At 42.9% G+C, this 15,514-nt stretch carries 8 protein-coding genes; 3 read left to right on the top strand and 5 right to left on the bottom strand.

Annotated features, from left to right (window positions below; translation table 11 throughout):
* Positions 1 to 128 precede the first annotated feature (128 nt).
* Positions 129 to 1,457, bottom strand: a complete 1,329-nt coding sequence (locus IDJ75_RS08170; protein WP_191175143.1) for a UDP-N-acetylmuramoyl-tripeptide--D-alanyl-D-alanine ligase — start codon at positions 1,455 to 1,457, stop codon at positions 129 to 131.
* 22 nt (positions 1,458 to 1,479) lie between these two features.
* The gene (gene recQ / locus IDJ75_RS08165; protein WP_191175142.1) at positions 1,480 to 3,621 is read right to left on the bottom strand and encodes a DNA helicase RecQ; all 2,142 of its coding nucleotides are present in this window, start codon (positions 3,619 to 3,621) and stop codon (positions 1,480 to 1,482) included.
* 97 nt (positions 3,622 to 3,718) lie between these two features.
* On the opposite strand from recQ, the gene IDJ75_RS08160 reads away from it, so the two are divergent.
* Both IDJ75_RS08160 and IDJ75_RS08155 read left to right on the top strand, forming a co-directional pair.
* Positions 3,719 to 6,220 carry a M14 family metallopeptidase gene (locus tag IDJ75_RS08160; protein WP_191175141.1) on the top strand — a complete coding sequence of 834 codons (2,502 nt, stop codon included), beginning with the start codon at positions 3,719 to 3,721 and terminating at the stop codon, positions 6,218 to 6,220.
* 84 nt (positions 6,221 to 6,304) lie between these two features.
* Positions 6,305 to 6,601 carry a GIY-YIG nuclease family protein gene (locus IDJ75_RS08155; protein WP_191175140.1) on the top strand — a complete coding sequence of 99 codons (297 nt, stop codon included), beginning with the start codon at positions 6,305 to 6,307 and terminating at the stop codon, positions 6,599 to 6,601.
* A 711-nt stretch (positions 6,602 to 7,312) separates the two neighbouring features.
* Here IDJ75_RS08155 and IDJ75_RS08150 read toward each other — a convergent pair.
* The 3 genes from IDJ75_RS08150 to IDJ75_RS08140 form a co-directional block, all read right to left on the bottom strand.
* Positions 7,313 to 9,757 (bottom strand): outer membrane beta-barrel family protein, encoded by a 2,445-nt coding sequence (locus tag IDJ75_RS08150; RefSeq protein ID WP_191175139.1) that lies wholly within the window; start codon positions 9,755 to 9,757, stop codon positions 7,313 to 7,315.
* A 426-nt stretch (positions 9,758 to 10,183) separates the two neighbouring features.
* Complete coding sequence (locus IDJ75_RS08145) at positions 10,184 to 11,857, bottom strand: PspC domain-containing protein (RefSeq protein ID WP_191175138.1); 1,674 nt, start codon at positions 11,855 to 11,857, stop codon at positions 10,184 to 10,186.
* Between the two features lie 25 nt (positions 11,858 to 11,882).
* Positions 11,883 to 12,218: a PadR family transcriptional regulator gene (locus IDJ75_RS08140; protein WP_191175137.1), complete on the bottom strand. Its 336-nt coding sequence runs from the start codon at positions 12,216 to 12,218 to the stop codon at positions 11,883 to 11,885.
* Positions 12,219 to 12,403: 185 nt separating this feature from the next.
* On the opposite strand from IDJ75_RS08140, the gene IDJ75_RS08135 reads away from it, so the two are divergent.
* A complete protein-coding gene (locus tag IDJ75_RS08135) occupies positions 12,404 to 15,514 on the top strand; it encodes a SusC/RagA family TonB-linked outer membrane protein (RefSeq protein WP_191175136.1) in 3,111 nt (1,036 codons plus the stop codon).

The raw sequence follows: 15,514 nt of genomic DNA, 5'->3' as shown, positions 1-15,514 counted from the left end.
CGCTACGCGGCACAACTCACGATTGCTATTTTCTACAAAGCGGTAGACCCTACGGGTCATTACTTACCAGTATTTAAATCTTGTGGTTACATAGGAGCCTCAAGGAAGGGGAACTGTTTACTTCTTTCCTAAAACAAATCCACCAATCGTTCCAGCGCCATACCTCTCGATCCTTTAATCAGGATAGTAGCATTGGTTATCGGGTTTGTTTTTAGCCCGATGATAGCATCTTCGGCGGTCATGTAAAATGTAGTATTAATCAGGTTGGTATTATTTATTTCGGTTTGCTGACTGGAGAAGTCCTTGCCTATAAAAATGCGCTCGTCTACATTGGCGCTCATGGCTTTTTCAATTACCGCCGTATGCTCCACGGCCGATTCTGCCCCCATCTCGAACATATCGCCCAGTATCATCACCTTATGGCCGGCCTGCACTTTATCCATATTATCAATAGCTACAAACATGCTGCTGGGGTTGGCGTTGTAAAAATCGCAGATGAGCGTGTTGGTTGCGGTTTTTGTAATCTGCGAGCGGTTGTTTTTGGGTTGATAGCCTTCAATACCCTGGTTTATCTCGTCAGAATCCAATCCGAAAAAGCTACCTATGCATGTCGCCGCCAGTATATTATCCAGGTTGTAAGATCCGGTAAGCTGCGACTTTACGTTGTGTGATAAACTTTTCCTGTCGTGCCATTTAAAAGCAAGGAAAGGCGAGTTATCCAGCAGCCGGCCACTAACCAGATTGTCGGCGTTGCCATTTTTGCCGTAATAAACTACGTTATTTAATCCCCTGGATTTTTGCATTTCCAATAAGGTTTTATCATCGCTGTTTATAAAGGCAACCCGGTTTCCCAATATCAAGTAATCATACAATTCGCCCTTGCCTTTCTTCACGCCCTCAACCCCGCCAAAACCTTCTAAATGAGCTTTGCCGACATTGGTAATAAGGCCATGGGTAGGCTGTGCAATGGTGCAAAGCAGCGCAATTTCCTTTTGATGATTGGCGCCCATTTCTATCACTGCCATTTGGTGCGAACTATCGATAGTTAGGATAGTGAGCGGTACGCCTATATGGTTATTAAGGTTGCCCTGCGTGGCCAGTGTTTTAAATTTTTGCGATAATACAGCGTTGATCAGTTCTTTGGTTGTGGTTTTGCCGTTTGTGCCGGTAAGGCCAATAACCGGGATATCCAGTTGGCTGCGATGGTGCCTGGCCAGATCTTGTAAAGAGGTGAGCGCATCATCAACCAATAAAAACCTTTCGCCTGTTGCATACTCCGGGTTATCGATAATTGCGTAAGCCGCACCTGCTTCAACAGCCTTTTGAGCAAAGGAGTTGGCATCAAACTTATCGCCTTTAAGGGCAAAAAATAAGCTGCCGGGTGTAATTTTACGGGTATCTGTACTGATAACAGGGTGCTGCAGGTATAGTTGGTATAGTTGGTTTATGCTTGTCATGGTTAAATTCTGTTATTTAAAATTACGCATCCTTATTCATCCAGGCAATAACGGCTTTTATTTCGCCGTAGGTATAGGCATCGCCCAAAACCTCTTTTAACGGCGACAATATTTCGCTCCCATAGCTTTCAACCGCGTTTTTTATGGCCGAGATCTTGGCTTCATTAACAATTTCCTGCACATCAAGTTCTCCGGTTTGTATAAAACGGCTTAAATGCCCCTCAATAGTTATAGGCGATAAGTCGCGTTCCTGAGCTATTTCTGTAACGGTTTTACCCCCTTTATATAAGTCGAACGTAACTTTAAACGTATCTGAGATCTTGCTTGTTTTTGATTTCGATTTACGCTCGCGCTTAACCGATTTTTGAGTAATGCGCGATGTAAGCCCTTTTTCAACGCTGTACGCATTAATAACAGCCAGAAACTCGCGCCCATATTTCGCCAGTTTTACATCGCCGAAGCCAGATATCAGCCTTAGCTCGTCCATTTTTTGCGGCAGGTAGGTAGCAATTTCCAGCAAGGTAGCGTCTGATAGTATGATGTATGCCGGCAGGTTTTCACCTATGGCTATCTCCTGTCGTTTTGCTCGCAGATCGGCCAGTAATTCAGCCTCGTAGCTTAATGCTTCTTCTTCGTGGTCGCTAATAACTTCTGATGCTATCAGCTCAACCCTTAAATCGCCTCTTAAAACAGCTTCGCTTTTTGGGGTAAGTTGTATGGCCGAGTAACCATCTTCGCTAATGCGCAACAAGCCTTGTGCTATCAGTTCGCGCAGGTAACGCTGCCAGTCGGCCTTGCTGATGTCTGCACCGGCACCGTAAGTTTTAAGGGTTTTATGGTCGGCCCAGATCTTTTCATTTTTTGAGCCGCGAAGAAAATCGATAATATAATTGGCGCCAAACCGCTCTTTTACCCTTGCCACGGCCGATAATGCTTTTTGAGCGATGAGCGTACCATCAAATTTGATAAACTCGCTGAGGCAAAAATCGCACGATCCGCAATTATCCGGGAACGGCTCATCAAAATAATGCATTAAAAACTGGCGGCGACAGGCATGTAACTGGCAGTAATTCACCATATCATCCAGCTTTTTAAGCATAATGGCGCTTTGCTCCCGGTTGTTCTCTACCGTGGCAAAGCTGCGCAGTTTAATGGCATCCCCGGGTGAATAGAGCAGCAAGGCATCAGATGCCAAACCATCCCTGCCGGCACGGCCGGTTTCCTGATAATAGCCTTCAATGTTTTTGGGCAGGTCCATGTGTACTACGTAGCGCACATTGCTTTTATTGATACCCATACCAAAGGCAATGGTAGCCACCATTATCTTTACTTCATCCTTTAAAAAGGCTTCCTGGTTGCGGGCTTTTACCTCATTGGTGAGGCCTGCATGGTAGGCCTCAGCGGCGTAGCCTTCGTCCTTCAGGTCGGCGGCCAACTGCTCCGTAGACTTCCTTGAAAGGCAATAAATGATCCCTGAATCGCCTTTTTTCGCCTCTAAAAAGGACAAAAGCTGCCTAAAACTGTTCTTTTTGGGATTAACACGGTATGTAATATTCTCGCGGTTAAAAGATGAGATAAAAACCGCGGGTTGATGCAGGTTTAGTTTCTCCAGGATATCTTTTTGGGTGAGCTTATCGGCAGTGGCGGTAAGGGCTATTACCGGCACCCCCGGGAATTCTTTTTTTAAACCGGCCAGCATCAGGTACTCCGGGCGGAAATCATGGCCCCATTGCGAGATGCAGTGCGCCTCGTCAATAGCTATCTGTACCACATTCAGCGTATGCAAAAAGGCCATCATTTTATTATCGCCACCAAATAAACGCTCGGGGGCCAAATACAGCAGGCGGATCTCGTTATTGCGCAGTTGCAGGGCAATATCGCGCTGCTCATCGGGGTTTTGGCTTGAATTTAGAAAAACCGCCGGGATGCCGCTCAGGTTAAGGCTATCAACCTGGTCTTTCATCAGCGCAATAAGGGGCGATATCACGATGGTGAGCCCGTTAAGCAGCACTGCGGGTAACTGATAGCAAAGCGATTTGCCGCCGCCGGTAGGCATCAGCACCAGTGTGTCCTGTTTGTTTAAAACATTACTGATGATGGCTTCCTGCGAGAGCCTGAACTGCGAGTAACCGAAATATTTTTGAAGGGCTTGTATGGGTGTCATGCGATAAATACAAAAGTGCAGATTTGAATTAATAGCCTGATGATGAAACCTCAAAAAAATATATTTAGATTAGCGTTACTGATCTAATTACTAACGTATGTTAAAAAAGCTACTCTTCGTATTTTTATCTGTTTTTGGATGCGCCTCTGTTCTCGCGCAGCAAATCCAATCGCCGGCCGAATTTTTAGGCTATAAACCTGGCGAAAAATTCACCCCGCATTACCGCGTGGTAGATTATTTTAGATATGTTGCCAAAACCGCAACCAATGTAGAGCTAAAGCAATTTGGTACTACCAATGAGGGCCGCCCGTTGCTGGCCATGTTCATCGCATCGCCCGAAAACATTAAACGGCTGGAAGAGATACGCCATAACAACCTGCGCCTTGCGGGGGTAGAAAGCGGTACAGCAACAACAAACACACCTGTTATTACATGGCTAAGCTATAACGTGCATGGTAACGAGCCGTCATCAAGCGAGGCTGCTATGTGGACATTATTTGACCTGGTTGACCCCGCTAACACCAAAGCTGCCGAATGGCTCAGGAATAGTGTTGTAGTGATAGACCCATGCCTTAACCCTGACGGACGCGACCGTTACACCAACTTTTATAACTCGGTGCGCGGTATGGTGCCGGATGCCAGCCCAACCTCGCGTGAGCATATTGAACCATGGCCGGGCGGGCGTGTAAATCATTACTATTTTGATCTTAACCGCGATTGGGCATGGCAGGCACAAAAAGAGACACAGGCGCGTGTGGCTTTATTTAATCAATGGTTGCCCGAGGTTCATGTCGATTTTCATGAGCAAGGGTACAATAACCCATACTATTTTGCCCCGGCTGCTGAGCCTTATCACAAGGATATTACCCAATGGCAGCGCGATTTTCAGGTGACCATTGGCAAAAACAATGCTAAATATTTTGACCAAAACGGTTGGATGTATTTTACCAAACAGGAATTTGACCTGCTGTATCCATCATACGGAGATACGTACCCATTATACAATGGCTCTATCGGGATGACTTATGAGCAGGGGGGGATAAGCGGGGGGCTGGCCGTAGTTACCCGTAGTGGTGATACGCTTACCTTAGCGCAACGTGTTTCGCACCATCACACAACCAGTTTAAGCACGGTAGAAATTGTAGCAGCTAACGCCCAAAAGGTTGTTGATGAATTTAAGAAGTTTTTTGATAACAGCCGCCAAAACCCGCCGGGTGTTTATAAAACCTACGTTATTAAAAATGATAATAATGAAAAGGTGAACGAGCTGGCCAAAATGCTTACCCGCAATGGTATACAGTATGGTTTTGGTTTGGCCAATAAATCGGTTACCGGGTATAACTATTTTACGGGGGCAACAGAACAATATAATGTAGATGCGAATGACCTTGTGGTAAACGCCTATCAGCCAAAATCGGTATTGCTGCATGTATTGCTTGAGCCAAAAACCTTCATTCCCGATTCAAATACTTATGATATTACTGCATGGGCGCTGCCTTATGCTTATGGGTTAAAGGCTTACGGGATAAAAGAGTCGTTTAAGCCTGCAACAACCAGTTGGGGCGTTATAAAGCCCGCGCCTCTTACCAATACCAGGGCTTACGCCTACGTATCGGCATGGCAATCTATAGCTGATGTTAAATTCCTTTCGGCCTTGCTGAAAAAGAAAATAAAAGTGCGCTATTCAGAAACGCCATTTGAGGCCGGAGGGAAAAAGTTTACAGCCGGCTCGTTATTAGTTACCCGCGCAGGTAATGAAAAGATTGATTTTGACCGTGTAGTTAGCCAGATAGCTGCCGACCTTGGCCATGAAATTACACCGCTGTCATCGGGCTTTGTAGATAAGGGATCGGATATTGGATCGTATGACGTGAAGTATATTAAACAACCGCGTGTTGCGTTGGTTAGCGGCGATGGCATCAATTCGGAAGCAATGGGCGAGGTGTGGCACCTTTTTGAACAGCAGATAGGTTACCCCATTAGCCTGATACGCTATCAGGATATTAACCGTATAAAACTTGCCGATTTTGATGTGGTTATAATGCCCGACGGCAGGTATAACGACCTGTCGTCAGACAACCTGCAATCATGGGTGCGCGATGGGGGCAAGCTGATAGCGTTAGAAAACGCAGTTGCTGCCCTGGTTGACAAAAAAGGCTTCGAAATAAAAAAGAAGGAAGCTAAAAAAGACGATAAGGCAGATGCCAAAACAAAAACTGCGGTAAAAATTTATGCCGACCGTAACCGCGATGCTATACGGTCAAGCATTCCGGGTGCTATTTTTAAATTGGACATGGATAATACACATCCTTTGGGTTTTGGTTTCCCTAATTATTACTACTCGTTAAAATTAAGCGATGATATTTATGAAATGCTTGGCGAAGACAACTGGAATGTGGGTACCATTGCAAAGAATGGTTATGTAGCAGGTTTCGCGGGCTTCCAATCTAAACAAAAAATAAACAACGGTATGCTGCTTGGTGTGCAATCTCTTGGGCGCGGCTCGGTAGTTTACCTGGTTGATGATCCGCTTTTCCGTAGTTTTTGGGAGAATGGTAAGTTGCTGTTTAGTAACGCTGTATTTATGGTAGGGCAGTAAGAAGAGAGAGTCTCGATTTAAACCGTGTCATTGCGAGCGATAGCGCGGCAATCTCATCGGACAGATAGAAACAGTGCAATACCCATGTATGTACACCAATATTGTATTTATATAGTCACCAACGCATCAGACAACGTTCTGTATACGGGTGTAACAAGCGATTTGAAGAACCGCATTTTAGAACATAAAGAAAAAATAAATAAAGGATTTACAGCGAAATATCAATGTAGTAAATTGGTTTATTTTGAAGTTTTTCAATGGGTTAATGATGCAATTGCCAGGGAAAAGCAAATTAAGGCTGGTTCACGGCAAAAGAAAATAGATTTGATAAATTCTACAAATCCGGATTGGACCGATTTAAGTGAGGGTTGGTACGATTAGTGATTCTGTATATTTACTATAAGTAAACAGGTGTAATTGCAAGCGTTGAGCGTGGCAATCTAAGCATATTCGCTTGTCCTGTAAGATTGCCACGTCACTACGTTCCTCGCAATGACACCATTATTATCTATTTCTATCCCCGCTTTTCACCGGCCTTTTTCATCTAAGTAAACAGGTGTAATTGCAAGCGTTGGGCGTGGGAATCTAAGCATATTCACTTGTCCTGTAAGATTGCCACGTCACTACGTTTCTCGCAATGACACCATTATTATCTATTTCTATCCCCGCTTTTCACCGGCCTTTTTCATCTAAGTAACAGGTGTCATTGCAAGCGTGGGCGCGGCAATCTAGGCATATTTACTTGTTCTGTAAGATTGCCACGTCACTACGTTCCTCGCAATGACACAATTATTATCTATTTCTATCCCCGCTTTTCACCGGCCTTTTCATCTAAGTAAACAGGTGTAATTGCAAGCGTGGGCGTGGCAATCTAAGCATATTTACTTGTCCTTTAAGATTGCCACGTCACTACGTTCCTCGCAATGACACAATTATTATCTATTTCTATTCCCCCACTTTTCACCGGCCTTTTTCATCTAAGTAAACAGGTGTAATTGCAAGGGTAGGGCGTGGCAATCTAAGCATATTCACTTGTCCTTTAAGATTGCCACGCCATTACGTTCCTCGCAATGACACCATTATTATCTATTTCTATCCCCCACTTTTCACCCTGCCTTTTTCATCTTCGGCGCCGGTTTGGTGCTGGCGGGCCTTTATTTTGCTGTTACCAAAGTTGTACGTAAAGGTTATACGGGCAATGCGTGTTTCGTTTTTCTGTACCAGGTTAAGCTGGGTATCTGAATAGTTGGTGCTTACCCTGCTTTTGCGGGTGTTAAATATATCGCTTACAGCAAGCTTAAGGTTCATTTTTTTCTGGTAGAAAGAATGGCTTACCCCTGCATCAATTGCATACTGAGATTTCATTTTAAATATGCTGTAGCTTTGTGCCGACTGATAGTTGGCTGTAAGCTCAAATTTATATCCCGGTAGTATAAACGTTTGCGTGGCGCGGCCCTGGAAAGCGAACTGACCGTTATTTAGCATCTGCCCCAAAAGCGCTGCCGATTTAAAGCTTTGGTAAAAGCCATCAACATTAAGGTTTCCTGTCCACCATTTGGTAATAGTATAAGGCGTATTGATATTGATGTTGTAGTTATCCCGTGTTTGCAGGTTTTCGTTAGTCTGGAAGGTAGCCTTCCTTACAGTATCAGTATATAAAACATCTACGCTTGCATCAGTAGTGCGGCTGTATCCCAGTGTAACATTAAGGGTTTTATTATAAGTGTAGGCTAATTCAAAACTATTAGTGTACTGAGGTTTCAGGAAAGGGTTGCCTTTTTCGTAGGTGTACTGGTCAAGATAGTAAGTAAATGGGTTAAGGTTATCATAACCCGGGCGGTCTATCCTGCGGCTGTAGTTGATCCCTAATTCGTGTTTATCAGACAGGGTTTGATTAATAAATACACTGGGGAAGAAATCAAGGTATGAACGGTGAACAACATTACTATTGGTGATCAGGTTCCCGGTAGAGGTAGTGTTCTCGGCACGTAAACCTGCCTGTATAGTTGTTTTTTTGAATGTTTGCCCAAGGTTTATGTAAGCAGCGTTAACCTTTTCATCGTAAATAAAACGGTTGGTGCGCGATGCATCGTTCACAAACACGCCACCCTGTTCAATTTCGGCCCGCAAGTCATTATCGGTTTTTACCGAACTTGCTTTTACACCTGTTTCCAGTTTCAGGCTTTTGCTAAGCGGATAGGTGTAATCGGCCTTTGCGGTATAGATACTGATGGTTGATGGCGTTTGGTTACGTAAAAATAACGTAGGCCGTGGCGTACTCCCATCCGGAAGGAAAAAGTAAGTATCGTAGTTGGCGAATGAGTTGTTATTAAACTTAGAATAATCCAGGTCGATGCTCAGCTCCTGGCCGGTAGTATCTATTACCAGCTTATCATTAAGGTTAACCGCTATATTACGATAGGTTTGTTTAATGCCCGACAGGGTGTTCTGGAAGGAGTCGATCCCCATAGGCTGCGAACCGATGTTTGTTCTGCTGGTGTTGTTGTTAACCTCATTGGTATAATCGCCGCTTACTACAAAGCCTAACGTGTTTTTGGCCGATGTATTATAATCGGCACCTACGCGGTAGTTATTATAATGTACGGGCTTTTTCATCAAAGTGCTTTGAGTAAAGTACCGTGTTGTTGGGCCACTTACAACAGTCCTGTTTATATCCAGCACATTCTCGCGGGTAATATCGCCGTGGGTTAACGTACCAAACAAATTAAGGTTGCCGGTTTTGTGGTTAAACGTAAGGCTTGTGTTATCCCTAAAGTTTTTGCCATAGCCGGCCCCTGTGGTTAAACTGCCGTTTGTGCCGCTTTGCTTATTCTTTTTTAGTTTTATGTTGATGATACCCGAGTTGCCGGAAGCATCGTATTTGGAAGAGGGGTTGGTTATAACCTCGATAGACTGGATAGTGCTGCCATCTGTAGAGCGTAATAAAGCTGCCAGTTGTGCCGATGAAAGATAAGTAAGCTTATCATTTATCATTACCGTTACGCCCTGTTTACCTTTCAGGGTAATGTTATCATCTTTATCAATGGTAACACCGGGTGCGCGTTCCAGAATTTCTAAGGCGTTGTTACCTGCCGCAAGTACGCTGTTTTCCACGTTCATTACAGTACGGTCAAGCTTACGTTCAATAAGCGGTTTTGCCGCGGTAATGGTAACCCCCTGCAGGTTACGGCTGCTTTGCTGCATTTTTATAACCGGCGCGCTGATCACCTCGTTATCAATTTCAAGCACGGGACTATATGATGACTGGTAGCCTACGGTTGTCGCTTTGATGATGTAGCGACCGGCAATAAGGTTATCAAACTTGTATTTGCCGGCATCGTTGGTAAGCGTGCTTTTAACTACCGAGGAATCTTTGCCCCTTAGCAGCGTTACTGTGGCATAGTCCATTGGCTTTGCCTGTTCGTTTTGCAGCTGGCCTGTTATGCCTGCTGTTGGTTTGGTTGCCTGTGCGCTAAGTGCGGCAGGGGTTATTAACAGGAGTATTATATATAGTAGTTTAGTGATGTGTGTTTTCATGATGTAAAAATTTAGGCAATAAAAATCCTGCAAGGGCTTATCCCTTGTTTTTTTGAAATAGCATTAAAATTTGTTTAGTTGCTGAGGCGAATAGCCCGGGCTATATTATATATAGTGTAGATGTTTGCATAGGTACAGGGTTTATGTGGTATGCCGGCACGGGCAGGCATGTAATTGTTTTTTTATAGTAAGATGTTAAAACAGTGCTTTAGGTTACAGATTATTTTCAATTTGTAAGTTCAGGGAAGTATATATCTGCAATAGCCTGATAGATAAATGAATGTGGCCACAGGTTTTTTGCAGGGTGCGGGGCAGTTATACAGGCGGAGCCCTCTATTGCCTGTTTTTTTGTATTTGAGGAATTGAAAAAGGGTAATATAAGCCCGCTGAACAGCAGCAGGCTTATATACTTTATAATAGGTTTCATTATTCTCCGTTATTTGCTCTGGCAGCACTATCAGCAGCAGCTTTCTGCTGTGGCGTTTGCGGGATAACCAGGGTATCTACCTTACATTGCAGCCCGTTATCGGTCATGATGAATTTGGCTGATGATTCGCCTTCTTTTTTATTATCGCGCTTGCAATCATAAACGCTCACACCTCTCACAAACCGATCTATCTGATCATCAATTACCACCTTAGCGTTTAAAGGTATTTTTAAGGTTAGGTGTAACTCTTGCGCACGCCATAATCTGTTGATCTGTTTTTCGAACCTGCGGTTAAATTTCAATACATTGCCCTGCTGTTCAAAATGGTAAGTTGTACCGCGTGCATTAAATAAAGCATCGTCATAATCAGAACCGCGTGCACTGAACGATTCTACCAGTACCGGTTGTGCTACATCGCTTTTCTCGATATAAAGATCGATGTTTTTGTCGGGCATATCCATATTATTGTCCTCATCGTCGTCTAATATAACGCGGCCCCTAAAATCGTCTTTAACTTTTAAACGGATGCTGTCTTCGGCAGTAAGGTATTTAATATCATTAAGCTTTAAGTAATAAGTGCTATCGGCACTGGGTTTGATATTTATGGTTTGGCTAAAGCTGGCGCCCGATTTAAAATCGGCAGATGTTTTAGCGGTATAATATACAACCACACTTAATGCAACAACCCAAACCATTAATAAGGCCGAACCCGCGGTGCGGTTAATTACATTACCTTTGAATACATAATTTATTATAGCCAGTATAATAGCCAGCAACGGTATTATAAGCATTAATAATGAGCATATAATAAATATGTTATTTACCTGCTGGTTAACTATGTTAAACGGAAAGATGCGGTATATATTCATATTGTGGTTGCCATAAAAAAATGCGGATATGGTTATCACAATAAGAAATATGATACCGGCAAAGCAGCTTGCCAGTATGGCTATAGCAACAAGTTTACCCAGCATTTTACCAGCGCCGCCTACAAAGCTGCCTATGTGCCCAAAAAGGTCGCCTGCAAAATCGCGGGTTTTATATACAAGTGGGCGGGCCTCGTTTTGGAAATTGTGAAGGTTGCCTTTTACGGTGTTCAGTTCCTCCTCAAAATTGTTTTTAAAACCCTGAAGGTCCAGTTTCTGGCCTTTCATGGCCATACGGTCGGCACGGGTAACGGCCTTTGGTACAACTATCCATAATATAATATACAGTATAAAGCCTGTGCCCGCAAAGGCTATAGCAATGGCAAATAGTAAACGTACCCACACCGGGTTAAAATCAAAGTAATTGGCAATGCCCGAGCATACGCCTGCAACCAGGTGGTCGTCCGGGTCGCGGAAAAGGCGGCGGGGCTCTGTACCGTAAGTAAATGCCTGCTGTGCATGTGGTTTTGCACCATCTTCAACTGTTTCAAAATCCTCAACCGAGCCCATTTGCTCAACAACTGTTTTAACATCCTGCAAAACAACAACCTGTTTGCCTTCTTTAAGCAGTATTTCGTTAAACATTTCGGCTATGCGGTTCTCTATATCCGTTGTGATCTCCAGGCTGTCGGCCGAATTGAGGAAATGACGCTGTACATCGGTCATGTAGCTTTTAAGTATCTCGTAAGCATCTTCTTCTATATGAAAAACGATGCCGTTTATATTTATGATGATAGTTTTATTCATGATTGGGTGATAATTAGTGGTTTTATTAATTGTTTCTGTCGCCAATTGCTGTTTGTACGGCAAATGCCAGTTCCTGCCAGGTTCCATCAAGCTGCTCAAGCACCTTGCGGCCTTCGTCGCTCAGTACATAATACTTTCGCGGGGGCCCCGATGTCGACTCCACCCAGTTGTATGAGAGCAGGCCATTATTTTTTAAGCGGGTTAATAAAGGGTATAACGTACCCTCAACTACAAGCAGGCGGGCTTTTTTTAACTCAGATATAATATCTGAAGCATATATCTCACCCTTTGCTATAATGGAAAGTATGCAATACTCCAGTATGCCTTTCCTCATTTGGGTTTGTGTATTTTCAACAATCATAATGCAAAGATATATGTTTTGGAATGTATTATGCAATACATAGTACTATATTTTTTATTTTATTTTAATTTTTTGAATTTATTTTATGAAAATTCATCTTTTTTTACTTTTTAATTTGATTTATTGATAACGTAACACTACTTTTATGACTAATTAACTATTAACTGATCTTATTATTAACAAACATGAAAAAACTTCTACTAGTAAGTTTGTGTTTCCTGATGTTATGCATAACACAGGTATATGCACAAAATCGTACAATTACTGGTACAGTTACTTCAAAGGATGATGGCTTGCCATTGCCAGGAGTAAGTGTTACAGTGTCTGGAACTTCAATTGGTACCCAAACCAATGCTTCCGGAAAATTCAGTCTAAGCGTGCCTGCATCGGCAAAATCATTAAGCTTCTCATTTATCGGCTTCCAAAAAAAGGAATCTCTTATTCCGGCAAGTGGTGTAGTAAGCTTGTCATTGGAATCAAGCTCAAGCCAATTGGGCGAGGTGGTTGTTGCGGCTGCTGGTTTGCAGGTGCAAAAAAGTACACAGGGTTACGCAACTACACAGCTTAAAAGCCAGGCTATTACACAAGGTAAAACTCCAAGTGTTGCAGCAGCATTATCTGGTAAAGTTGCTGGTTTGCAGGTTAACGTTGTAAGCAGCGGTGTTAACCCTCAGGTACGTATCGTACTGCGTGGTAACCGTTCATTACTTGGTAACAACCAGGCTTTGGTGGTTTTGGATAACATTATTGTTCCGAACGCTGTACTTACCAACTTAAACCCTGAGGATATCGAAGATATCCAGGTGTTAAACGGTTCATCAGGTGCTGCACTTTATGGTTCTGATGCATCAAACGGTGCGTTATTGATCACAACCAAAAAAGGTAAAAAAGGACAAACCTCTATCCGTTTCTCAAATACTACAAGCTGGGAGCAGGTTAGTTACTTCCCTAAAGTTCAGAACAAATTTGGTTCTGGTTCTAACAACGATATCCAGGCTTATATTCCTTACGAGAACCAACAATACGGTCCTGCGTTTGATGGTGTACTGAGGCCTGTAGGTAGGGTGTTAGAGAATGGCGATCAGCAAATGTTACCATATGCTGCTACCAATTCTAAAAATGATTTCTGGAATACAGGTACAATGAACCAGTCTGACTTCACCTTAACTTCAGGTGATGATAAATCAACAGTTTATTTATCTGGCCAGTACGTAACACAAAATGGTACTACTCCTGGTGATAAATATAACAGGGTGTCATTACGTTTAAACGGTACACGAGATCTGGGTAACAAAGTAAGTATTGATTACGGTGCTAACTACGTTCAAAACCGTTATGATATTACTTCGGCTACAGGTACAATTTATGACAACTTGTTAAACCAACCGGATAACATCCGTATTACAGATTATAAAGATTGGCAAAATAATGAGTATGCTAATCCTAATGGTTTTTATAACGACTATTATAACAACCCATACTATACCGCGGCTAATAGCCGTCAAAAAACCAGAAATGATTATTTGATCGGTAGGTTAGAGCTGAAATGGAGGCCGATTGATGAGTTAACGTTCACTGGTCGTGTGGGTATCTCTACTTACAATACTTCATACAAAACGTATTCAAATAAATTTGTTTTCACCCCATACACTTTAGCTAGTGGTAAATTCAATGGTAAAAGCAATATTGCTGGCAGTGTTGAAGATGGTAGCTCATATACTACCCAGTTATTATCCGAATTCCAGGGTACTTATGCTAAAACCTACGGCGACTTTAAGGTGTCATTTACCGCAGGTGGTCAATTACGAGGAAATAATGATAATGCGCAAACTATTAATGCAACAGGTTTGATTCAGCGCGATCTGTTTAACGTAGCGCAACGTTATACCCCAACCCCAGACGGTGGACAAAGTTCTGCTGTTAGAAGGCAGGTTGGTGTTTATGGTGATTTAAGGGTAACTTACAAAGATTACTTAACATTAGAAGGTACCGGCCGTAACGACTGGACTTCAGTTTTAGCGGTAGCAAACCGTTCATTCTTCTACCCTTCATTAAGTGCATCATTTGTACCTACTCAGGCTTTCGAATCATTAAAAAACAATCGTATATTAAGCAGCTTAAAGATCCGTGCTTCGGTATCTAAAGTAGGTCAGGCTAACATTGGCGCTTATGCTAACGTACCTACTTACAGCCAGGCTGCTGGTTATCCATTCAGCACAGGCCCTGGTTACAGAATCAGCGGTCAGTTAGTATCTCCAAGCCTTCGCCCAGAGATTACCAAGGGTTTTGAAGGTGGTTTCGACGCGTTATTCCTTGATGAGCGTATCAGCGCGAATGTTACCTACTACAAAACAAATACTACTGACCAAACAGTACCTACAGGTTTATCTAACGCTACCGGTTATACACAATTCTTAACCAATACAGGTAACGTTAAAAACGAAGGTATCGAGACAGTGTTAAGCTTTATCCCATTGAAAACATCAAACGGATGGCAGTTAACATTAGGTGGTAACTATACTTACAATGATAACAAGGTTACAGAAATAAGCGCCGACCTTAAACAATTAGCTTTAAGCTCAGGTGCACAGGCACAGGCATATGCTATCACCGGATATTCTTATCCAATGTTACAAGGTTCAGATTACCAACGCGATTCTCAAGGCCGTGTAGTTATCGACAAAACAACAGGTTACCCTATTGCTAACCCAAATCAAACTATTTTAGGGAATACTAACCCTAAACACCGTTTGGGCTTAAACTTCGAGGTTAAATACAAAAACTTAAGGTTATTTGCTTTAGCTGAGTACCGTGGTGGTTTTGTTGTATACAACAGCGGCGCGGGTACTTATGATTTCTCTGGTTCAGGTATCAGAACTGCATATTACAACCGTGAGCGTTTCGTATTCCCTAACTCATCATACTATGATGCAGCTACTGATTCATACATCGCAAACACAAACATTACAGTATCTGATGGTGGCGCAGGTTTCTTTGCTGATAACAACCGTAACATGAACATTGCTACCAACTACATTTACAGTGGTGCATCATGGAAAATACGTGAGGTATCATTAACCTACGATTTACCTAAATCAGTACTTGCAGGTCAAAAATATGTTAAAGGTGTAAGCATTAGTGCACAAGGCCGTAACTTATTCTTATGGGTTCCTAAATCGAACTTGTACACTGACCCAGAGTTTAACTTTACCGACGGTAACGCAATCGGTATCCAATCGTTAAGTCAAACGCCTCCAACCCGTTACTACGGCGCTACCTTAACAGTAACATTATAA

The organism is Mucilaginibacter rigui (genome assembly GCF_014773275.1).
GTDB lineage: Bacteria > Bacteroidota > Bacteroidia > Sphingobacteriales > Sphingobacteriaceae > Mucilaginibacter > Mucilaginibacter rigui_A.
Note: the sequence above shows the minus strand (reverse complement) of the source record. Positions and strands in the feature narration are given on the sequence as shown.